Origin of the sequence: Limnohabitans sp. 15K (assembly GCF_002778285.1) — a bacterium.
Lineage (GTDB): Bacteria > Pseudomonadota > Gammaproteobacteria > Burkholderiales > Burkholderiaceae_C > Limnohabitans_A.
In genome coordinates, this window is record NZ_NESM01000001.1 from 893,382 (window position 1) to 912,880 (window position 19,499).

At 56.4% G+C, this 19,499-nt stretch carries 23 protein-coding genes; 6 read left to right on the plus strand and 17 right to left on the minus strand.

All coding sequences use genetic code 11. The annotated features are described in order from the left end of the window. Nucleotides 1–56 precede the first annotated feature (56 nt). Together rpoH and B9Z40_RS04210 are read left to right on the plus strand one after the other, a co-directional pair. The gene (gene rpoH, locus B9Z40_RS04205; RefSeq protein ID WP_100172033.1) at nucleotides 57–989 is read left to right on the plus strand and encodes an RNA polymerase sigma factor RpoH; all 933 of its coding nucleotides are present in this window, start codon (nucleotides 57–59) and stop codon (nucleotides 987–989) included. Between the two features lie 109 nt (nucleotides 990–1,098). Beyond that, nucleotides 1,099–2,091, plus strand: a complete 993-nt coding sequence (locus tag B9Z40_RS04210) for a tripartite tricarboxylate transporter substrate binding protein (protein WP_100172034.1) — start codon at nucleotides 1,099–1,101, stop codon at nucleotides 2,089–2,091. A gap of 101 nt (nucleotides 2,092–2,192) precedes the next feature. On the opposite strand, the gene B9Z40_RS04215 is transcribed toward B9Z40_RS04210, so the two are convergent. From B9Z40_RS04215 to B9Z40_RS04235, 5 genes are read right to left on the minus strand one after another with little or no spacing between them, the layout of a single operon-like run. Further along, on the minus strand, nucleotides 2,193–2,798 hold the full coding sequence (locus B9Z40_RS04215) for an SCO family protein (protein ID WP_100172035.1): 606 nt from the start codon (nucleotides 2,796–2,798) through the stop codon (nucleotides 2,193–2,195). A 9-nt stretch (nucleotides 2,799–2,807) separates the two neighbouring features. After that, a complete protein-coding gene (cyoE, locus tag B9Z40_RS04220) occupies nucleotides 2,808–3,704 on the minus strand; it encodes a heme o synthase (RefSeq protein ID WP_100172036.1) in 897 nt (298 codons plus the stop codon). After that, nucleotides 3,701–4,831 (minus strand): heme A synthase, encoded by a 1,131-nt coding sequence (locus B9Z40_RS04225; protein WP_100172037.1) that lies wholly within the window; start codon nucleotides 4,829–4,831, stop codon nucleotides 3,701–3,703. The genes cyoE and B9Z40_RS04225 overlap by 4 nt, the downstream gene beginning before the upstream one ends. A 3-nt stretch (nucleotides 4,832–4,834) precedes the next feature. Continuing rightward, nucleotides 4,835–5,548, minus strand: a complete 714-nt coding sequence (locus tag B9Z40_RS04230; protein WP_100172038.1) for a hypothetical protein — start codon at nucleotides 5,546–5,548, stop codon at nucleotides 4,835–4,837. Continuing rightward, on the minus strand, nucleotides 5,499–6,242 hold the full coding sequence (locus B9Z40_RS04235; RefSeq protein WP_100172039.1) for an SURF1 family protein: 744 nt from the start codon (nucleotides 6,240–6,242) through the stop codon (nucleotides 5,499–5,501). Before B9Z40_RS04235 ends, B9Z40_RS04230 begins: the two co-directional genes overlap by 50 nt. A gap of 14 nt (nucleotides 6,243–6,256) precedes the next feature. Between B9Z40_RS04235 and B9Z40_RS04240 the strand changes: the two genes are divergently transcribed. Next, nucleotides 6,257–6,490 carry a twin transmembrane helix small protein gene (locus tag B9Z40_RS04240; RefSeq protein WP_199172488.1) on the plus strand — a complete coding sequence of 78 codons (234 nt, stop codon included), beginning with the start codon at nucleotides 6,257–6,259 and terminating at the stop codon, nucleotides 6,488–6,490. Nucleotides 6,491–6,622: 132 nt separating this feature from the next. On the opposite strand, the gene B9Z40_RS04245 is transcribed toward B9Z40_RS04240, so the two are convergent. The 8 genes from B9Z40_RS04245 to B9Z40_RS04275 form a co-directional block, all read right to left on the minus strand. Further along, nucleotides 6,623–7,504: a cytochrome c oxidase subunit 3 gene (locus B9Z40_RS04245; protein WP_100172041.1), complete on the minus strand. Its 882-nt coding sequence runs from the start codon at nucleotides 7,502–7,504 to the stop codon at nucleotides 6,623–6,625. A gap of 42 nt (nucleotides 7,505–7,546) precedes the next feature. Continuing rightward, nucleotides 7,547–7,762, minus strand: coding sequence for a DUF2970 domain-containing protein (locus B9Z40_RS04250; RefSeq protein WP_100172042.1), 216 nt, complete (start codon nucleotides 7,760–7,762; stop codon nucleotides 7,547–7,549). After that, the gene (locus B9Z40_RS04255) at nucleotides 7,759–8,388 is read right to left on the minus strand and encodes a cytochrome c oxidase assembly protein (protein WP_100172043.1); all 630 of its coding nucleotides are present in this window, start codon (nucleotides 8,386–8,388) and stop codon (nucleotides 7,759–7,761) included. The genes B9Z40_RS04250 and B9Z40_RS04255 overlap by 4 nt, the downstream gene beginning before the upstream one ends. Before the next feature lie 10 nt (nucleotides 8,389–8,398). Then, the gene (locus B9Z40_RS17325; protein WP_233204779.1) at nucleotides 8,399–8,509 is read right to left on the minus strand and encodes a cytochrome oxidase small assembly protein; all 111 of its coding nucleotides are present in this window, start codon (nucleotides 8,507–8,509) and stop codon (nucleotides 8,399–8,401) included. Between the two features lie 11 nt (nucleotides 8,510–8,520). Next, a complete protein-coding gene (gene ctaD / locus B9Z40_RS04260; protein WP_100172044.1) occupies nucleotides 8,521–10,137 on the minus strand; it encodes a cytochrome c oxidase subunit I in 1,617 nt (538 codons plus the stop codon). Nucleotides 10,138–10,169: 32 nt separating this feature from the next. After that, entirely contained in the window at nucleotides 10,170–11,342 is a 1,173-nt protein-coding gene (coxB, locus tag B9Z40_RS04265) for a cytochrome c oxidase subunit II (RefSeq protein ID WP_100172045.1), read from the minus strand. Nucleotides 11,343–11,419: 77 nt separating this feature from the next. Beyond that, nucleotides 11,420–11,896 carry a DUF2244 domain-containing protein gene (locus B9Z40_RS04270; protein WP_100172046.1) on the minus strand — a complete coding sequence of 159 codons (477 nt, stop codon included), beginning with the start codon at nucleotides 11,894–11,896 and terminating at the stop codon, nucleotides 11,420–11,422. A 95-nt stretch (nucleotides 11,897–11,991) separates the two neighbouring features. Beyond that, entirely contained in the window at nucleotides 11,992–12,906 is a 915-nt protein-coding gene (locus B9Z40_RS04275) for a biotin synthase (RefSeq protein WP_100172904.1), read from the minus strand. A gap of 87 nt (nucleotides 12,907–12,993) precedes the next feature. Here B9Z40_RS04275 and B9Z40_RS04280 point away from each other — a divergent pair, with 87 nt between their 5' ends. Both B9Z40_RS04280 and trmL read left to right on the plus strand, forming a co-directional pair. Next, nucleotides 12,994–13,740, plus strand: a complete 747-nt coding sequence (locus B9Z40_RS04280) for a ComF family protein (RefSeq protein ID WP_100172047.1) — start codon at nucleotides 12,994–12,996, stop codon at nucleotides 13,738–13,740. Nucleotides 13,741–13,760: 20 nt separating this feature from the next. Continuing rightward, nucleotides 13,761–14,240 carry a tRNA (uridine(34)/cytosine(34)/5-carboxymethylaminomethyluridine(34)-2'-O)-methyltransferase TrmL gene (trmL, locus tag B9Z40_RS04285; protein WP_100172048.1) on the plus strand — a complete coding sequence of 160 codons (480 nt, stop codon included), beginning with the start codon at nucleotides 13,761–13,763 and terminating at the stop codon, nucleotides 14,238–14,240. Here the strand turns inward: trmL and B9Z40_RS04290 are convergent. The 4 genes from B9Z40_RS04290 to B9Z40_RS04310 all read right to left on the minus strand — a co-directional run bounded on the left by B9Z40_RS04290 (nucleotide 14,231) and on the right by B9Z40_RS04310 (nucleotide 18,386). After that, on the minus strand, nucleotides 14,231–14,686 hold the full coding sequence (locus B9Z40_RS04290) for a MaoC family dehydratase (RefSeq protein WP_100172905.1): 456 nt from the start codon (nucleotides 14,684–14,686) through the stop codon (nucleotides 14,231–14,233). The genes trmL and B9Z40_RS04290 overlap by 10 nt on opposite strands. Nucleotides 14,687–15,445: 759 nt before the next feature. Further along, nucleotides 15,446–16,045, minus strand: coding sequence for a cytochrome b/b6 domain-containing protein (locus tag B9Z40_RS04300; RefSeq protein ID WP_233204780.1), 600 nt, complete (start codon nucleotides 16,043–16,045; stop codon nucleotides 15,446–15,448). 230 nt (nucleotides 16,046–16,275) lie between these two features. After that, entirely contained in the window at nucleotides 16,276–17,160 is an 885-nt protein-coding gene (locus B9Z40_RS04305) for a sterol desaturase family protein (RefSeq protein WP_100172050.1), read from the minus strand. A 128-nt stretch (nucleotides 17,161–17,288) separates the two neighbouring features. Further along, nucleotides 17,289–18,386 (minus strand): magnesium transporter CorA family protein, encoded by a 1,098-nt coding sequence (locus B9Z40_RS04310; RefSeq protein ID WP_100172051.1) that lies wholly within the window; start codon nucleotides 18,384–18,386, stop codon nucleotides 17,289–17,291. A 156-nt stretch (nucleotides 18,387–18,542) separates the two neighbouring features. Between B9Z40_RS04310 and ppk2 the strand changes: the two genes are divergently transcribed. Next, nucleotides 18,543–19,445: a polyphosphate kinase 2 gene (ppk2, locus tag B9Z40_RS04315; protein ID WP_100172906.1), complete on the plus strand. Its 903-nt coding sequence runs from the start codon at nucleotides 18,543–18,545 to the stop codon at nucleotides 19,443–19,445. The last annotated feature ends 54 nt before the right edge of the window (nucleotides 19,446–19,499 follow it).

The window sequence follows — 19,499 nt, forward strand, 5'->3', positions numbered from 1 at the left end:
TTGGCACTCACTCATCCAGAGTGCTAACATTGACCCATTCTGAAAGGAGTCCTGGTATGAATATTCAAACTGGTTCGCCCACCTCTGCGATCACGCTGAGCAACCCATGGGCTGTGGTGCCCTCGCTCGGCCACCTCGACGCTTACATTTCTGCGGTCAACCGCATGCCCATGCTCACCCTCGAGGAAGAGCAAGAAGCCGCCCGTCAACTCAAAGCCAACGACGACCTCGAAGCCGCCCGCAAGCTGGTGCTCTCACACCTGCGCTTGGTGGTGTCGGTGTCGCGCCAATACTTGGGCTACGGCCTGCCCCACGGCGACCTGATCCAAGAAGGCAATGTGGGACTGATGAAGGCTGTCAAACGCTTTGACCCCGACCAAGGCGTGCGTCTGGTCAGTTATGCGCTGCACTGGATCAAGGCCGAGATCCACGAGTACATCCTGAAAAATTGGCGCATGGTCAAGGTGGCCACCACCAAGGCCCAGCGCAAGTTGTTTTTCAACCTGCGGTCCATGAAACAAGGTTTCAAAGCCGATGCAGCCGAAGGCACGCACCGCGACACGCTGACACCCGACCAAGTGGACTCGATGGCGCACAGCCTGAACGTCAAACGCGAGGAAGTGCTGGAGATGGAAATGCGCATGTCCGGTGGCGACGTGCTTCTGGACCCGGCACCCTCTGACGATGGTGAACAAGCTTTTGGCCCCATCGCCTATTTGGCCGATGTGAACCACGAGCCCACCGCCATGATCGAAGCGCATCAGCGGGATGTGATGGCGAGCGATGGCCTGGCCACCGCCCTCAATGCGCTTGACGAACGCAGCCGCCGCATCGTGGAAGAGCGCTGGCTCAAGGTCAATGACAACGGCTCGGGCGGCATGACCCTGCACGACTTGGCGGATGAGTATGGCGTGAGCGCTGAGCGCATTCGCCAGATCGAAGTCGCGGCCATGAAAAAGATGAAAAAGGCCTTGGTCGAGTTCGCTTGATGGCCAACTTCTTTTTTGGCGTCTGACGCTCAAGTACCCGGCTTTGACCGGGTATTTTTTCGCCCGCTTTAGGCTAAAGTGATTGTTGCTTCATGAGAGATTTTTGACCATGCCCCATCTCACCACCATCCGTTTTTCTCGCCGTCTGCTGACCCAAGCCATGGGGGCCATGTTGCTGGTCGGCTCAGCGCCTATTTGGGCCGCCCAATGGCCTACCCAAACCGTGCGTTTGGTGGTGGGTTTTCCGGCGGGCTCCAGCCCCGACCTGACGGCACGCGCACTGGCCGAGCCTTTGTCAAAAGCCTTGGGCCAAAATGTGATCGTCGAGAACAAAGTGGGTGCTGGCGGCAACATCGCCGCCGACTTCGTGGCCAAGTCCACCGACGGCCATACCTTGGGCCTGATGATCAACGGCAACATGACGATTGCCCGCATCTTGAACCCCAAAGTGCCTTATGACCCCCTCAAAGACCTCGCACCCATCAGCCTGATCGGCAAAGCGCCCTTGGTGCTCACCGTCCCATCCAATGCACCCGGCCAAACCGCCTCAGAATGGTTGAGCCAAGCCCAAAAGGCGGGCGACCAGCTCAGCTACGCCTCGCCCGGCGTGGGAACAGTGGCGCATTTGGGCATGGAGTTGCTCAAAACCAAGGCCGGTATCGCGCCGGTGCATGTGCCTTACCCCGGTAACCCGCAAATCATCACCGCCATGCTGGGTGGGCAGGTTCAGCTGGCTTTGCTCCCGCCTGCGCTCTCAGCTGCGCAAGTGCGCGGCGGCAAGCTGCGGGCCATCGGTGCCTCCAGCACAGTCCGCAGCCCGGTGGCCGCTGAGGTGCCCAGCCTGTCAGAGATCGGCGTGAAAGATTACCAACTTGAAATCTGGAACGCGGTGGCCGCCCCTGCCTCGATGCCAGCAGCGGTTGCCAGTCAGTTGTCTGCGGTGGTGAGTGAGATCGTGCGGGCGCCAGAAATGCGTGCACGCTTGTTCCAGCAAGGTTGGCAGGTGGTGGGCTCTTCGCCCGAAGGCTTGCGCAACCGGGTCCTGTCCGACACCAAAGCGCTGGGCGGCATCATCCGCAGCCAGAAGATCGAGCAAAACTGAATCTCTGAAAAGTTCCGCGGAACAACATCCCCCCATCGATTGCGGGGTGTCTTCACGCTCTCGGCTTGGGTTTTGCTCTGGCCTGATCGCTGGCCAGATTTTTATTTGCCGTTCAGCAAAATTTTCGCGTCCGCCGCCAAGGACTCTGCGCCACTGGCATGGCGGTTGTACAGCCGGATGCGGCCTTGCGGGTCGAACATGAAGCTGCCCGCCGAATGGTCCATGGTGTAGCTGGTGGGCGTTTTGCCCTCCACCTTTTTGTAATAGATCTTGAAGTCTTTGGTCACTTTAGGCAGTTGCTCCGCCGTGGGGCGCAACGCCACAAAATCCGGGCCGAAATTGGCCACATAGGCTTTGAGCAATTCGGGTGTGTCGCGCTCAGGGTCCACGGTGACGAAGATGCCTTGCAGCTTGGCCCCATCGGCACCCAACAAGGCTTTGGCTTGGGCCATTTCCTGCAAAGCGGTTGGGCACACGTCCGGGCACTGGGTGAAACCGAAAAACACCACCACCGCCTTGCCTGCAAAATCTTTGAGGGTGCGCACTTGGCCGTTCTGGTCGCTCAGCTCAAAGCCTTGGGCGTAATCAGCACCGGTGATGTCCACCCCCCGAAAAGCGGGTTTGTCCTGACCACAAGCGACCAAACCCCACACGGCGGCGACCAAGCTCATGGCCCAAGCGGCTTTCGTCAACACTCTGCGCAACATGTTCAGGCCTTAAAAAATATAGTGGTCCAACAGCAAGGCGGCAAACAAGGCGCTCAAATGGAGCAGCGAAAAACGGAAGGTTTTGCGGGCCAACTCGTCTGAGTATTCGCGGTACAGCGCCACCGCGTAAGCCATGAAGCCGATGCTCAGCACCACCGCCGCCGCCAGGTAAAGCCACGAGCTCATGCCGTACACAAAGGGCATCAGGCAAGACGCCGTGAGCACGATGGTGTACAACAAAATTTGCAAACGGGTGAATTCATTGCCGTGGGTCACGGGCAACATGGGCAAACCCGACTTGCGGTAGTCCTCTACCCGGTACAGCGCCAGGGCCCAAAAGTGGGGAGGGGTCCACAAAAAGATGATCAAAAACAAGATCAAGGCCTCAGGCCCGACCTGTCCGGTCATGGCCGCCCAGCCCAACACCGGGGGCATGGCCCCACTGGCACCACCGATCACGATGTTTTGCGGTGTGAGCGGCTTCAGAATCACCGTGTAAATGATGGCGTAGCCCACAAAGGTGGCAAAGGTGAGCCACATCGTGAGGGGATTGACAAACACGTACAACACAGCCGACCCCAAGGCGCACAACACGGCTGAAAACAGCAAGGCCTGGCGGTCGCTCAGCTCGCCTTTGGCAGTAGGTCGCCAAGAGGTGCGCTTCATTTTGGAATCGATGGTTTTTTCAACCAAGCAGTTGAAGGCCGCCGCTGCACCCGACACCAGCCAAATGCCAATGCAGGACCACAAACCCAGCTTCAACTCGGCCAGACTCGGCACGCCAGGAACGGCCAGCACCATGCCGATCAAGGCACAAAAAACGATCAACTGCACCACACGCGGCTTGGTCAATGCGTAATATTGACGCCAAGCAGAGTTAGGCAATGGGGCTGTGACGGCGGTCATGGGAGAGACTTTTTGAAAGTGGAAGGTGACCGTGGATTATCGGCGCGACTGATGCTCAGGGCCCAGGTCAAGGTGACGACCATGGCGGCAGCTCCGCCCGTGTGCATGACAGCACCCAGCAAGGGCCAGCCCAGCACCACATTGCTCAGACCCGTCAAGAATTGCAAGGCAGACAAAGCTAACAACCATTGTCCTGCAGACGCCAGGCCGGGTTGCTGACGCAAGCGCCAACCCAACCACCCCAAGATCCCGAGCACCAACCAGGCGGCCGACCGGTGCACAAAGTGAATGGTGGACAACGCAGGGAAAGGCAGCAACTCGCCTGCAGGTGTGTGGCCCAATTCGCGCCATACGCTGAAGCCTTGCCAGTTCATCTCGGGCACCCATTGGCCGTGACAGGTCGGAAAATCCGGGCAAGCGAGCACGGCGTAGTTGGTGCTGACCCAACCACCCAAAGCGATTTGCAGCCAAAGCACACCAAAACCCAACCACAAGCCTGTGCGCAAGCCAGCCGGTAAAGGTCGCGAGCCTGCCCCGTCATAGCGGACAGCCTGCGCCATCAGCAAGGCCAGCAAGCCGATACCAAACATCAGGTGCAGGGTCACGATGGCCGGGAACAGCTTCATGGTGACCGTGAGCGCCCCAAACGCGCCTTGTAAGCACACCCAAACCAGGGTGAAGGTTGGCCACCAAGGGCTGAGCACCCGGCTTTGGCGTCGCTGCCACCAAGTCATGCTGGCCAAACTCAAAATCAAGACCCCCACGCCAGTGGCCAGGTAGCGGTGCACCATCTCGATCCAGGCTTTGCCGTGGGTCACAGGTCCGGTGGGCATGACGGTCTGGGCTGCCGTGATTTCGACCTTGGCCCCCATGGGCGTAGCGCTGCCGTAGCAACCCGGCCAATCGGGGCAGCCCAAGCCTGAATCGGTCAATCGGGTGAACGCACCGAACAACACCAAGTCAAAGGTCAAAAACAAAGTGATCAGGGTCAAGGCCCTCAGACGGCCAGCGGGCGCAGCACTGCGTTGACGCCAAAGCCACCAGGACAGAGGCAAAGCCGCCACGGCCAGGCCCACGGCCATCAGCTGGAAAACAGGTGCCAAGTTGTAGAGATCCACTTCGGTCATGCTTCAGCGCCCAGGCTGGTCCCAAGACGACGAGGCCTTGAGCAAACGCTCAAGATCGCGCTTGGCTTTGGAAGCGCTGGCCACATCCATGTTGGCGGGAAAGCGCATCATGAAGTTGCCCATGGGGTCGATCACGTACAAATGGTCTTGCAGTTGTTGGTCTTTAGCAGGACTGATCCAGCTTTGCACGTCTTTCGCATCCATGCGCAACACATGCGCCATGTTCAGGGCAGGCAACAAGGTTTCGGGCACTGGCAAGTCGTCTGTGACCAACCAGACACGGTCAAGTCGGTCTTTGTCACGACCCAGTATTTCTCTCAGCTGACGCTGAAAGTAAAGGTTTTGCTGGCAACGCTCTGTGCACGCACCCGAGCTCACATTCACCAGCAACCACTGGCCTTTCAGACTGACCAGAGGTACCGACTCACCTTGTAGGTTTTTGACCGTCAATTGAGGGATGTCTTTTTGCGGCTGGATGAGTTCACCGTAATTGCGACGCCCTTCAGGCCGTAAGACGTAATACGTGAAATACGAAGCAATGACCGGCGATGCGCAGATCAGCAGCATGACGATCATCTTCCAACGGCCCATGCGCGTACGTTGTGCATCGGCCTGCACCACATCACCTGGGCGTGGCATCTCGTGAACTGTCATCGCCAGAGGGCTGTCAGTCAGATCGTTTTTTTCGACGGGGTTGGACAATTTGAAACCAGACATAAAGTAATGCGATCAGACCACTCAGGCCAAACCACTGAAAAGCGTATCCGTGGTGCTTTTCGACACCACTGGCCACCTGAGGCCATTCACGCAGCAAGCCCTCAGAGGCGGGACCCGACTGCAACAAGGTGACTTCAAGCACACGCAAGCCCGTTGCTTGCCGGTAAGCCATTAGGTCGAGATTTTGCCGTATTGGGCCTGTCTCGGTCCCGCCAAAGTCATAGAGCCTTGATGGCCATGGGGCCAAATGACCCTGCACCTCCACCAAGTTCTCGGGTGTTTGCAGCACAGGCAAGGCCGTTCGGTCGGTGAATGACCTTTGTGCCCAGCCGCGCTGCACCAAAACCACAGCGCCCGTGCCTTCCAGCCTCAAGGGGGTCAGTGCAAAAAAGCCGGGTTTAGCGTTCATCTGCCGGTTGTCCAAAAACACCGTGTGTTCAGGCAACCAGTGGCCTTTGAGCGTCATGCGCCGATGTACCAAGGCTTGGCGTTGTGGCGCTTCTTCCAGTGCCGAACCCAAACTGCGGCCATCCAAAACCAATTGGTCCGCTTGTTGTTGCTTGGCATTGTGCAGGGCTGTTTTTTCAGCAGCACGCCCCAGCTGCCAAAGCCCCAGCGAAAAAGTGATGGCCACACCCAAAGCCGCCGCACCCAGCAACAGCCATCTTTGCCATCTTGGGGATTTGTCAGTCATTGGATAATGTGCTCATGAAAATACTGGTTGTCATCGCCTTCATTGGCATTGTGTTGAGCTTGGGCTCGGCTTTGTTTTACATGATGCGGGGCAGTGCGCCGCCTGAGGAAGGTCAAGTTCGCCCTAAAGGCAACATGGCCACAGCCCTCGCCTTTCGGGTCGGGTTCTCGATTGTCCTCTTCATCTGCGTTTTGGTGTCTTGGAAGATGGGCTGGATTCAGCCAACGGGCATCCCTCCAGGCGCTTGAGTCTGTCGAAGGGCGAGAAAGTTCTTCGTGACCCATCAACCTACCCTCTGAGCGACAGGGTTCAAGCCCTTTCACACAACGCTCACAGCAAAAAAGCGCCCTAGGGCGCTTTTTTGTGAGGCAGTGGCCAACTTACATCCAATAAACCAGGATGTACAAGCCCAACCACACCACGTCCACAAAGTGCCAGTACCAAGCTGCACCCTCAAAACCGAAGTGACGGTCTTTGGTGAAGTGGCCTTTTTGCAAACGCAAAGTGATGAACAACAGCATCAACATGCCGACGAAAACGTGGAAACCGTGGAAACCGGTCAACATGTAAAAGGTCGAACCATAAATGCCAGACGACAATTTGAGGTTGAGGTCGCCCCATGCGTGGGCATATTCATAACCCTGAACAAACAGGAACGTGAGGCCCAGCAACACGGTGACCCACATGAATTTGATGGTCTTGCTGCGGTCACCCACCTGCAAAGCATGGTGAGCGATGGTCAAGGTCACGCCCGATGTCAACAGCAAAGCGGTGTTGATGGTAGGCAACCAGAAAGGGCCCATCGTTTGGAAGGGCTCAACAAAACCTGCAGGCGACGTGGTCGCACCGGCCACCATACTCGGCCACGCAGCTTTGAAGTCAGGCCAAAGCAGTGCGTTTTCCAAGCTACCCAACGCAGGAATCGAATGTGAACGTGCCCACCACAGTGCGGTGAAGAAAGCGCCGAAAAACATGACTTCGGAGAAAATGAACCAGGTCATGCTCCAACGGAAAGACAGGTCGATCTTGCGACCGTACATGCCACCTTCGCTCTCTTGAACGGCCTCAGAGAACCACTGGTACAAAACGATCAACCACCAAGCCATGCCGAAGAACAGGCAATACATGCCCCATTCGGCACCGTTGATCCATTGACCTGCACCCAGGATCAGGAAAAACAGACCGATAGCGGCCATCACCGGGTGACGCGACTCGTGTGGGACGTAGTAATAAGGCGTGGTGCCGTGTGCTGCTGAACTCATAGGGACTCCTGCTCTCTCTTATTCGAAATCAAACTTTTGGGGTTAAAGGCCAGTCGGCTGGACCACCACCCAATTGACCAGGGCAATCAGCCCCAGAACAAACAACAATGCCGCACCGATGGCCACACCAATGATGTGGAAAGGGTTCAGCTTTTCAATGTCTTGCTGGTACTCGGAGTTCTTGCGAAGCCCGATAAACGACCACAACACCGCTTGAATGGTGCGCAGCCAAGAAGCTTTGCGGTCTGACCCGTTCATGAGCCCCATCCTGTTTTGACCGGCAAAGTTTGCACGGCTGCTGCAATCGGCGCAGTTGGTGCTGCCGGCGTCTTGCCACCCACTTCAAAGAAGGTGTAGGACAGCGTGATGGTCGTCACGTCTTTGGACAACTTGGGATCGATCACAAAGGCCACTGGCCAGGACTTCTTTTCGCCCGGCTCCAGTGTGTACTGGTTGAAACAGAAACACTCGAGCTTGTTGAAATGGTTGGCAGCCTGTTGGGGGGCGTAGCTTGGAATCGCTTGTGCCGCCATGCGGCGGTTTTGCACGTTTTGAAATTCGTACATCACGGTGCTCAGTTCACCGGGGTGAACCTGCATCGAGCGTTTTTCAGGCTTGAACTCCCAAGGACCCCGCACATTCGCATCGAACTCAACCGTGATGGTACGACTGGTGTCCACCTGGCTGTTTCGCAGCACTTCAGCGGCCTTACCTGCCTTGGCATTGCCAGGAATTTGCGTTTCTGCGATCGACAGGATGTTGATCCCGGTCATTTCGCAAATGGCCTTGTAAATGGGCACCAGGGCGTAACCGAAGCAGAACATGCCTGCGGTCACCACCGCAAGTTTGCCCACCATCTTCAGATTTTCACCGCGCAGGTTCATCTGGGGTCTTTCAGCCAGCCAAGATCATCATCTTGGCCACAAAACCAAGCAAGACAACACATGCCACCGAGGCCAGGATCAGGCCCAGGCGCACGTTGTTTTTTCTTTGTTCTGGTGTCATGGCCATAACAATCAACCAATCACGCGGGTCGCGGTAGCGTCCAGCTTGGGTGGGTTCTCAAAGGTGTGGAAAGGTGCGGGCGATGGGACTTCCCACTCCAAACCTTCTGCGCCTTCCCAAGGCTTTTGCGGTGCTTTTTCGCCCTTACCGAGCATACAAGGCAAGACCACGAACAAGAAGAAGTACACCTGAGCGAAACCAAAGAAGAAGGCACCCACCGAAGCGATCATGTTGAAGTCGGTGAACTGCATGGGGTAGTCGGCGTAGCGACGTGGCATACCGGCCAGACCCAAAAAGTGCATCGGGAAGAAGGTCACGTTGAACGAAATCAGCGACCACCAGAAGTGGATCTTGCCGCGTGTTTCGTTGTACATCACACCGGTCCACTTGGAAATCCAGTAATACACACCGGCGAACAGGGCAAACAAGGAGCCTGCCACCAACACATAGTGGAAGTGAGCCACCACGTAATAAGTGTCTTGCAACTGGATGTCGATCGGGGCCATCGCCAAAATCAAACCTGTGAAGCCACCCATGGTGAACACGAAGATGAAACCCACAGCAAACAACATGGGGGTTTCAAAGGTCATGGAGCCGCGCCACATGGTCGCGATCCAGTTGAAGATCTTCACAGCGGTCGGCACGGCAATCAGCATCGTGGCGTACATGAAGAACAACTGACCTGTGACGGGCATGCCGGTCGTGAACATGTGGTGTGCCCACACGATGAACGACAAAATAGCGATGGACGAAGTGGCGTAAACCATGGAGGCATAGCCGAACAACTTCTTGCGCGCAAAAGCGGGGACGATCTGGCTGATGATGCCGAAGGCCGGCAAGATCATGATGTACACCTCGGGGTGACCGAAGAACCAGAAGATGTGCTGGTACATGACCGGGTCACCACCACCAGCGGGGTTGAAGAAGCTGGTGCCGAAATGGCGGTCTGTCAAGGTCATGGTGATCGCGCCGGCCAAAACAGGCATCACAGCGATCAGCAGGTAAGCAGTGATCAACCATGTCCAAGCGAACATGGGCATCTTCATCAAGGTCATGCCAGGAGCGCGCATGTTCAAGATGGTCACGATGATGTTGATCGAACCCATGATGGACGAAGCACCCAGGATGTGCATGGCAAAAATACCAGCGTCCATGGATGGGCCCATTTGCAGGGTCAAAGGTGCATACAGCGTCCAACCGGCAGCAGGTGCGCCACCAGGCATGAAGAAAGAACCCACCAACATCAATGCGGCAGGGATCATCAGCCAGAAGCTGAAGTTGTTCATACGGGCAAAGGCCATGTCAGACGCGCCAATTTGCAAAGGGATCATCCAGTTTGCAAAGCCTACAAAGGCGGGCATGATCGCACCGAACACCATGATGATGCCGTGCATGGTGGTGAACTGGTTGAACAACTCGGGATTGACAATTTGCAAGCCAGGCTGGAACAACTCGGCACGGATGCCCAGCGCCAGCACGCCGCCAATCATGAGCATGGTAAAGCTGAACAACAGGTACAAGGTACCAATGTCCTTGTGGTTGGTGGCATACACCCAGCGACGCCAGCCCGCGGGCGCGTGACCGTGGTCGTCATGGGCGTGATCGTGATGGTCGAGAACGGCACTCATCTTGATTTCCTTTGATTTGAATACGGTACGGCTTATTTGCGAGCGGCCAGAACTTCAGCCGGTTGCACGATTTGGCCAGTCTTGTTGGACCAGTTGTTTTTGGTGTAGGTGATCACAGCCGCGATTTCGGTGTCTGACAACTGCTTCCATGCAGGCATGGCACCGTTGTTTTGGCCATTGAGCAGCACAGCGATTTGCTTGGACTTGTCGGCATCCAGAACCACAGCAGCAGCATCAAGTGGCTTGATCGCGCCTGCACCCTTACCGTTGGCTTGGTGGCAAGCTGCACAGTTGGCCGCATACACTTTTTCACCGCGCTTGGACAAATCATCCAAAGCCCAAACTTTACTTGGATCATCGGCTTTGGCCGCTTGCTTTTTCTTCTCGACCTGAACCCAGGCGGCATAGTCTTCAGCCGACAGCACTTTCACGTGAATGGGCATGTAGGCGTGCTCTTTGCCGCACAGCTCTTGGCACTGGCCGTAAAAGTCGCCGGTTTTTTCTGCACGGAACCAGGTATCACGAACGAAACCCGGAATCGCGTCTTGCTTGATACCAAAGGCTGGTACTGCAAATGCGTGGATCACGTCGTTGGCGGTGGTGATCACGCGCACTTTTTGGCCCACAGGCACAACCAAGGGGTTGTCCACTTTGAGCAGATAGTTGTCGCCTTCTGGCTTGCCTGCGTTGGACATGGCGCGCTGGCCAGAATCCAAGGTCGAGATGTAGCTGAGACCTTCGCCCTCGCCCTTGATGTAGTCGTAACCCCACTTCCACTGGTAACCCGTGGCCTTGATGGTCAGATCGGCGTTGGTGGTGTCTTTTTGGGCCACCAGCACTTTGGTGGCAGGCAAGGCCATCAAAATCACAATCAGGAAGGGCACGGCGGTCCAAATCACTTCCACCGTGATGGACTCGGTGAAAGTGGCTGGCTTGTGGCCAACCGACTTGCGGTGCTTCCAGATGGAATAGAACATGACCGCAAAGACAGCAATGAAAATCACTGTGCAGAGGATCAACATGAACCAATGCAGCCAATGTTGCTCTTCAGCGATTTTGGTCGCTGCTGGTGCAAAGTTGAGCTGATTGACAGCGGGACCGCCCGGCAGGTCGTTGACCGCATAAGCTGCAGTGGTTGCCCACGCGCCCGCAAAAATGCCCGCGCGGGATAGCAGCGAAGCCAATTGGTTGGAAATATTCTTCATGTTTCTCACTAACTTCCAAGACACTGTTGAACTCACACCTCAGGCAAACCGGGCTTCGCCCCATTTGCCACCAGACATCACGCCGAACGCAATGCTTTTCTGATTTCTTGCGCCAATACCTGGCGCAACTCGGGTCGCACAAAGCGCCCCACCTCGATCGTTCGACCTTGGCCTGACAACTCGATCAAGCTGTGGTCACCCGACTTGGGCTCTACCCTGACCCATTGGCGCGCAAACTCTGCCCGCTCTAGACGCCCGGCAGACTCACACTCCACCACCAACTGGCCACCTTGGATCGAAATCTTCTCACCGTCGGTGGCGTGGCGTGCATACATCAAAAAAGCCAAACCCACCACAGCGATCTCGAGACCCGCAAAAGCCAAAACCAGCGTAGCGCCCATGTACCAAAAGAACAAACCAATCGCCAAAGAGAAGGCACACAAAGACAGGTAAAACCAACCCAATTGGGTCGGTGTGACCGAGCAATTGCGCCTGAGCTGCCAATGAATGGCAGGCTCTGACTCTTGAGCAAACTGATAAGTTGGATTTGACACGCATCAACTTTCAATAAACTAACACGCCAAAAGGCATCAAATGCCTCTGAAACCGGGCGGATTTTACCCGAGAACAAAGGGTGTTTTCATTCATCTCAAACTTTGTCGGGAATCCTGGCGCCGCTGCGCAGCATTTGTCGCATCTGGTCGAGCCCGATGGCCGCCTGAGCACTAACAGGGATGCGGGGCGAGGGTTTGAGGGCGTGTCCGTACACAATTTCAAAGCTCAGCGTCAAACGCCCACCCTCCTCGGGCCGGGCCAAAGTCATCAAAACCTGCTTGAGTTGCTCAAGCCATCGACGTCCTCGCAGACCCGCAAATCGTTGCACATGCAGATTTCGCCCCCAATGGCGCAACTCGGCCAGCAGGCGCTCTGGCGTTTCATAGGTGAGTGTGATGCGCTCCATGTCCATCACGGGCTCGGCAAAACCGGCCTCCACCAACATGTCCCCCCAATCGTGCATGTCGGTGAATTCGTGGGCGGGTTCTGGCCAAGATTGCTGGGCATAAGCGTCGCGCAGCTCTCGCAAAGTGTCTGGGCCCAAGCAAGAAAACATCAAAAAACCATCGACAGCCAAAGCCTTATGCCAGGTTTTCAGCAGATTTTGGGGCTGGGCAGCATTGTGCAATTGCATGTTGGCCCACAGCATTTGGGCCTGGCCATCGGGTGGCGAACCCCACCGAAGGCTCGGCCGCAGCCAACGCTTGGCTTGCCACCATCGACCTTTTAAAGCCGAATGGGCCGCCAAATCCTGCTGGGGGTGCTCGCTGCTCAGCCAAGCTTGCGCTTGAGGGTAGCGCTTTTGCAAAGCCTCATGGGCCAGCAATCCGCCCTTCAAAGGCCCCCAATGGACCCACCGCGTCGGCTGCAGCTTGATGAATTCCAGCCGCTCTTGCATGCGGGACGCCACTTCTTCGTGCAGCCAAGGCGATGCGGCGCCCGTGGAATGCATCGACCAACGTTGAGCGGCAACAGGGTCCAGCGAGGGGGGGCGTTCAGGTGCAGACATGGCCATGACAAAGGATGAGGTGAGCCTGCAACAAGGCAACATCCAGGTCGGCTTGTGGTCAGGGCGTGGGCGCAGTATATTGATTTCATGTGGTCCCAATGGCTCCAAGGGGTAGGCGCAAAAATCGATGGGCTTCGGCCAAGTCGTTGGGGGCATGCCTTGCCCAGCCGCTGCGCCATCTGCCAGAGTTGGCCACACGCACCCTTGTGCGAGGCTTGCATCAGCCGCTTTGCGCAGCCCCAACACCGCTGCCGCAGTTGCGCACTGACTTTGCCGGGCAACATTCAGCGTTGCGGAACCTGTTTGCGAAGCCCCCCGCCCTTGGACCTTTGCCTCACAGCCACGGGGTACGAATGGCCCTGGGTGGATCTGATCGCACGCTACAAGTTCCAAGAACAAGCGGGTTGGGACGGGCCATTGGCCACCTTGATGCTGAGCGCGCCAGGGGCAGAAGACGCTTTGGACGCGGCCGATTGGGTGCTGCCCATTCCCCTGTCGGCCCGGCGCTTGGCCGAACGCGGCTACAACCAGTCTTGGCTGCTGGCGCGGCAACTGAGCCCGGGCAAAGCCGATGCCCACTTGCTGCTGCGCACACGAGACACGCCTTCTCAGCGCACCTTGCCCAGGGCAGAGCGCTTGGCCAATTTAGTCGGTGCCTTTGCGGTAGAGCCCTTGCGGGCCACACAACTGCGGGGCAAAAACGTGGTCTTGATCGACGACGTGATGACCAGCGGCGCCTCGCTGCACACGGCCGCCCGGGTGCTGCGCCAGGCGGGTGCGCTCAAGGTCAGCGCTTTGGTGCTGGCACGCACCGAGGCATCCGTTGAATCTTGAGCACAGGCACAATACCGGGCATGTTCCATATCGTCTTGGTTGAGCCCGAAATCCCGCCGAACACCGGCAATGTCATCCGCTTGGCGGCCAACACAGGCTGCAAATTGCACCTGATTGAGCCCCTGGGGTTTTCCATGGACGACAAACACATGCGCCGCGCGGGTCTGGATTACCACGAGTACGCCGAGCTGCGTCGCCATGCCGACTGGGCCAGTTTTCTGGCTGTCGAAAAACCCTTGAGAGAGCGCATGTTCGCTTTGACCACCCGCGGCAGTCGACCCGCGCACCATGTTCGCTTTGAACCCGGCGACTGGTTGGTCTTTGGTTCAGAGACCCGCGGCCTGGCACCCGAATTGCGAGAGCAATTTGCACCCGCTCAGCGCATCAAATTGCCGATGCGTGAGGGCCAGCGCAGCTTGAACCTGTCGAACGCGGTGGCCGTGACGGTGTTTGAAGCCTGGCGTCAAAACGATTTTGCTGGGGCCCCAGCTCAAGCGTAAATGCGCACCAGTGATTCAGCAGCGCACACCGGCTTTTCGCTGCCCTCGCGCTCAACCGAAACATTCCACTGAAACTGCATGCCGTTGCCTTCAATGGGCGTGGCCGAGTGCAGATGCAAATGGCCACGCAAGCGACTGCCCACGGGCACAGGTGACATGAAGCGGACTTTGTTGAGCCCATAGTTCACGCCCATCCGTTTTTGATTTACCAAAATGGTTTTGTCAAAAAACTGCGGCAGCAAGGACAGGGTCAAAAAGCCGTGCGCAATCGGTGCGCCAAAAGGCCCTTGTTTGGCGCGGTCCACGTCCACATGGATCCACTGGTGATCGCCTGTGGCATCGGCAAACAGATTCACCTGCTGCTGAGAGATCTCCACCCACTCGGTGATGGCCACATCCTGACCGACACATGCGGCCAAATCGGCCAAAGTTTCAAATGTTTTCATGTTGACCACTTTATCCAGCATGGCTTGGGGTGTCTGTCCATGCTGTGACACCTCTTGTCCTTGGGTTTCGGTCACCAACTGCTGAAGCTGCAAGCGCAAATGGGCCAAATGCCCCCGATAGCTCTCTGCATCGCCGTAATCAGAAAAGCCATGGTAGTAAGGGTGCGCCTGCACCACCCGGCGGGCGTGCTTGATGGGGCACCAGTACTGCTCCGTCAAACCCACCACCTCCCGTGCATAAGCCATCAAGCCATTGCCATAGGAGCAATAAGCACAGTTGATCTTTTCGATCAAATTCAAATAAGCCAAATGGGTGCGGTCATAGACGAAAAAATCGGAACGCTTGACCCGCGGCATGTTGTACAGGGGGAAACACACCCATTGGTACAGCGTGACCATGGCGTCGAGCAAAAGCATGGGCAAGAGCACCGGGTAAATCAGGGGCATGGTCAGCAAGTGCCGCCAATCAGACGTGAGCACATAGCTCACGACACCCTGCTTGAAGCGCCGCTGCTGGTCCAGCACCTCTTTTTCAAACTTCACCTTGCGCTGGTCAAAGTCGGCCTGAAATTGCTGTCGGCGGCGCTGCACCTCTTGCTCAATGTCCGCCTCCAATTGCCGAATGCGGTCCAGAAATTCGTTGATTTGGGCGTTCATGGTCGTCTTTCAGCAAATGGCGAGGTGCTCTCTACCCAGTATGGGATGCCAGCTGCCCTCACCTGCATCAGACCACAACCGTCCGCAACGCTCACCTGTGACTCAACCCCAAAACACAAAAGAGAACACCGCCACCAACAGCAAAATGGCCAAAAACCCATGGTTGGATTGGATCAAGTCGGGCCCTGTGCCCGGTACAAGTCCCGTCAGCATGGGCGTGGCCAGGTTTCGTTTCCGCAAGACACTGATCAGCAACACCCCAAAGATGTGCGCCAAAACAGCGAACAGCATGAAATTGCCCAAAAACTCATGGACTTCCCCCATCCAATCACCTGTCCACTCTTGGTCGGTGACATAACCCGACAGCACCACCGGTGCAATGGCCAACAAAATCACCCACACTGAGGAAGCCATGTACAAATTTTGCGCTTGCCGCCAAGAGGCCTGCCCGGTGCGCAAACCTTGGAACCAATCGGCCATGCCACGCAACTTGCCCCACAGTGCAGACCACCGTGCATGACGAGGCCCGAGCAAACCCCAAAGCACGCGTGCCGCCAGCAAACCGCCCAGCGTGTAACCCAAACTGACGTGCACAGGCTTGAAAAATTCGCTGTCGGAAGTGAGGTAGGCCCCCAAAAAACTCAAGGCCATCAAGGCATGCAAAGTGCGCGTGAACGCGTCCACCGTGCGTCGGGTGGGCACCAGCACACTCATGACACACAGACAAGATGCCGCTGACCATGTGCTCTGCGGACAGAACATCGGATGCGGGATTTTTTGAATTTCAGCATGGCATCGACCTTTCTTGGCATCTCATACCCAAGATTAAAGATCGAAACATGGGGATCGTCTGTTGATGCAAATCAACAAGCGGCGTCGTTCCTCAACTCCCAGCCCGAAGCCCACAAGCTGCAGGCCAAGGCCGCACCGCCTTAAGCCTGCGGTGGATGGCCCTCCGGGCCCTCATACACACGACCGCCAAACTTCAAGGCGGTGTGCTCACGTTGAGATTGCAACAAGGGGTACCACATTTGGTGGTACCAGCGCTCTTGACCAAACAGCTTGTCGTCGATCAAACCCACCTGTTCTGGGTAGCGACGGGTGATGTGCGCACTGCCAAAAATGATGTCCCACAAAAACAGCAAATTGCCAAAGTTGCCCTTGTAATGACCCACACCATCGGCGTTGGTGATGGCGTGGTGTGCCCAATGGGTAGCGGGGGTGGAAATCGTGCGCTCCAGCACCCACATGACGGGCTTCAAAGCGCGGATGCGGTAAAGGGGCTCATCCCAGCGCCAAGCACTGTGTGCCCCCAAAATCACAAACAGCTTGACCACGATGTAACCCGCGTAAACCATGCCGCCGAAACCCAAATACAACAAGGCGCCTGCGAACCACAGGCCCGGCATCATCAGGTAATAAAAGAAATTGTTGCGGAAGGTCACCCGAATGCTCATGTACTCGGCTGAATGGTGCGCACGGTGCAGCGGCCACAAAAATGAGGTGTGCGAGAGACGGTGCCACCAGTACTGTGTCATGTCGTCCAGCACCAACAAAACACCCACCATGCCCCACCAGGGCATGTCCGCCAAAATGCCCTTGTATTCCGGGAACCACGCTGTGCCCAACTTGCTCGTCACAAAAATGGCCAGCGGCTGCGTCACGGCCAACACACTCAAAAACATCAACAACTCCAATGCCGTGTCGTTGCCCGTGGCGTTCACGGTGTTTTTATAGCGCCGACTGGCCCACTCCATCATTGCAAAACCCAAAATGATGCACAGCACCAAAGCGTTTTGTATCTGTGAAGGGGTCATGCTTCTTTTCCTTATTTTGTCTGCCGTCCATAAAAACGTGTGTGGCGAATCAACAAGAAGGTAACAAATCCTTCACTTTAAAAATATCCGGGTATTCCCTCTCGCTGATGGCTTGAACGCCCTCTGGTTCAACCCCTTAGATAGCGCTTTTTCCAAAAGAGGACTGTCAAACCAATGGCCACGAACCCCATGAACAGCTCGGTCAGCAAAAGGCCGTTTTCGGAGTGGAGCACCGGGAAGTTTTCAAAGTTCATGCCGAAAAAGCCAGTGATCAAATTCAAAGGCAAGAAAATCGCTGTCAAGACGGTCAAAGTCCGCATGACTTGGTTGGTCCGGTTGCTCTGCGCATTGAAGTGCATTTGTACGGCCGTTTCGGCGTTTTGTTCCAATCGCCCCACATGGTGCACCACCCGCTCGATGTGCTCGAGCACATCACGGCTTCGGATCTTGAGCAACTCCAAGCTGTTTGGCTTCAACAATTCGTCGGCGGGCCAAGCATTCAAGGCTTCGATCCAGTCGGTGATGGCCGCTCGCTGGTCTTCACAAATTTCATCCAAGTAGTGCAGTGTCAAACGGGCATTGAGCAAGGCACTCCAGTCGTTGAAACGGGCGTTCGGGTTGAGCAACTCACTTTGCCAATGGTCCAGCTGGCGGGTCAGCTCACGGCGCAGGTTCAAATACCCGTCCACCACGCTGCTGACCATGCGCAGCATCAAATCAGCCGGGTTGGCCGGCAGGCGGTGCACCGCCTGAGCCGAAGACAAATGAGTCGAGCTCATCAACTTGGCCACAAAGGCCTTGAGCACGGCGCAATCGACGGGATGAACCGAAATGACCACACGGTCAAACACCACAAAAGCCACAGGGCTGGTGTCGATTTTTCGCAAGATGCTGGGCCCAGAATGGGCATTTTCACGGTGCAAGATCTCACCAGGCTTGGACACATCGGTTTCCGAACGGCCTTGGGCCAGACGACGGAACACCAGAACGTCGTAATCGCCCGTGAAGTCGTAATGCGAAGGCAACTGGTTGTTCAACACATCCTGCAGGTGCAAATCATAAATTTGCACGCCGCACAGTTGATTCAGCACCTGTTGCACTTGGCCCTGCATGATTTCAAACTCGCGCCTTGAAAACGAGAGCCATACAAAGCCCTGGTCTGGCAATGCGGTGGGTAAAACCGCCGTTTCGGCGATTTGATCTGCGTGAATTGAAAATACTTGCATAGCTTCCTTAACTTCATACCCGCATGGGCCAAGTCTGCTTTTAGGCCAAAGTCATGAAATTGTCATGACAATCCGCATCAACTCGCCTCATGTTGTCACGGTAGTTTCACGTTGGTGCGTCAAATTGGCACTTTGATCCAACACTGGCCGATCACCATGACCCAAGAAATCACCGAAGAACAGTTGCGCCATCTGCGCGAAGATTTGCTCGACAGCATGGACGAGGAGTTCGAGCTGGAACTGGATGACCGTTTGCTCGATGGCCAAAGCGCCGGCCCTGGTGATGCGCAAAACCGGATGACTTACTTTCGTGAGCTGCTGCGCCTTCAGTCCGAGTTGGTGATGTTGCAAGACTGGGTGGTCAAAACAGGTCACCGCATGGTGATCTTGTTTGAAGGTCGTGACGCTGCAGGCAAGGGCGGGGTCATCAAACGCATCACACAGCGCCTGAACCCACGGGTGTGCCGTGTGGCTGCGCTCCCTGCGCCCAACGACCGCGAGAAAACACAATGGTACTTTCAACGCTACATCTCACACCTGCCCGCCGCGGGCGAGATCGTGTTGTTCGACCGCAGCTGGTACAACCGCGCGGGCGTTGAGAAAGTCATGGGCTTTTGCAACGACAGCGAGTACGAAGAGTTCTTCCGCTCGGTGCCCGAATTCGAAAAAATGCTGGTGCGCAGCGGCATTCAGTTGGTCAAGTACTGGTTCTCGATCACGGACGATGAACAGCATGCCCGCTTTTTAGGCCGCATCCACGATCCGCTCAAGCAATGGAAGCTCAGCCCCATGGACTTGGAAAGCCGCAGACGGTGGGAAGACTACACCCACGCCAAGGAAATCATGATCGAGCGCACCCATATTCCTGAAGCCCCTTGGTGGGTGGTGCAAGCGGTCGACAAGAAAAAAGCCCGCCTCAACTGCATTGACCACCTGCTCAGCCAAGTGCCTTACCACGAGGTGGCGCACACCCAAGTCGAGTTGCCGGGCCGCGTGCGCAACCCGGACTACATTCGCCACCCTGTGCCAGCTGAAATGATCGTGCCCGAAAAATACTAAGCTATCTGGCTCTCATCGACCAACAGGTCCGTGACTGGGCCTGCTTTTTTGGGG

What these genes read in the sequence shown, in the direction of transcription:
- rpoH (WP_100172033.1), top strand. Translation starts at nt 57, where the DNA reads ATGAATATTCAAACTGGTTCGCCCACCTCTGCGATCACGCTGAGCAAC.
- B9Z40_RS04210 (WP_100172034.1), top strand. Translation starts at nt 1,099, where the DNA reads ATGCCCCATCTCACCACCATCCGTTTTTCTCGCCGTCTGCTGACCCAA.
- B9Z40_RS04215 (WP_100172035.1), bottom strand. Translation starts at nt 2,798, where the DNA reads ATGTTGCGCAGAGTGTTGACGAAAGCCGCTTGGGCCATGAGCTTGGTC.
- cyoE (WP_100172036.1), bottom strand. Translation starts at nt 3,704, where the DNA reads ATGACCGCCGTCACAGCCCCATTGCCTAACTCTGCTTGGCGTCAATAT.
- B9Z40_RS04225 (WP_100172037.1), bottom strand. Translation starts at nt 4,831, where the DNA reads ATGACCGAAGTGGATCTCTACAACTTGGCACCTGTTTTCCAGCTGATG.
- B9Z40_RS04230 (WP_100172038.1), bottom strand. Translation starts at nt 5,548, where the DNA reads ATGTCTGGTTTCAAATTGTCCAACCCCGTCGAAAAAAACGATCTGACT.
- B9Z40_RS04235 (WP_100172039.1), bottom strand. Translation starts at nt 6,242, where the DNA reads ATGACTGACAAATCCCCAAGATGGCAAAGATGGCTGTTGCTGGGTGCG.
- B9Z40_RS04240 (WP_199172488.1), top strand. Translation starts at nt 6,257, where the DNA reads ATGAAAATACTGGTTGTCATCGCCTTCATTGGCATTGTGTTGAGCTTG.
- B9Z40_RS04245 (WP_100172041.1), bottom strand. Translation starts at nt 7,504, where the DNA reads ATGAGTTCAGCAGCACACGGCACCACGCCTTATTACTACGTCCCACAC.
- B9Z40_RS04250 (WP_100172042.1), bottom strand. Translation starts at nt 7,762, where the DNA reads ATGAACGGGTCAGACCGCAAAGCTTCTTGGCTGCGCACCATTCAAGCG.
- B9Z40_RS04255 (WP_100172043.1), bottom strand. Translation starts at nt 8,388, where the DNA reads ATGAACCTGCGCGGTGAAAATCTGAAGATGGTGGGCAAACTTGCGGTG.
- B9Z40_RS17325 (WP_233204779.1), bottom strand. Translation starts at nt 8,509, where the DNA reads ATGACACCAGAACAAAGAAAAAACAACGTGCGCCTGGGCCTGATCCTG.
- ctaD (WP_100172044.1), bottom strand. Translation starts at nt 10,137, where the DNA reads ATGAGTGCCGTTCTCGACCATCACGATCACGCCCATGACGACCACGGT.
- coxB (WP_100172045.1), bottom strand. Translation starts at nt 11,342, where the DNA reads ATGAAGAATATTTCCAACCAATTGGCTTCGCTGCTATCCCGCGCGGGC.
- B9Z40_RS04275 (WP_100172904.1), bottom strand. Translation starts at nt 12,906, where the DNA reads ATGTCTGCACCTGAACGCCCCCCCTCGCTGGACCCTGTTGCCGCTCAA.
- B9Z40_RS04280 (WP_100172047.1), top strand. Translation starts at nt 12,994, where the DNA reads ATGTGGTCCCAATGGCTCCAAGGGGTAGGCGCAAAAATCGATGGGCTT.
- trmL (WP_100172048.1), top strand. Translation starts at nt 13,761, where the DNA reads ATGTTCCATATCGTCTTGGTTGAGCCCGAAATCCCGCCGAACACCGGC.
- B9Z40_RS04290 (WP_100172905.1), bottom strand. Translation starts at nt 14,686, where the DNA reads ATGAAAACATTTGAAACTTTGGCCGATTTGGCCGCATGTGTCGGTCAG.
- B9Z40_RS04305 (WP_100172050.1), bottom strand. Translation starts at nt 17,160, where the DNA reads ATGACCCCTTCACAGATACAAAACGCTTTGGTGCTGTGCATCATTTTG.
- B9Z40_RS04310 (WP_100172051.1), bottom strand. Translation starts at nt 18,386, where the DNA reads ATGCAAGTATTTTCAATTCACGCAGATCAAATCGCCGAAACGGCGGTT.
- ppk2 (WP_100172906.1), top strand. Translation starts at nt 18,543, where the DNA reads ATGACCCAAGAAATCACCGAAGAACAGTTGCGCCATCTGCGCGAAGAT.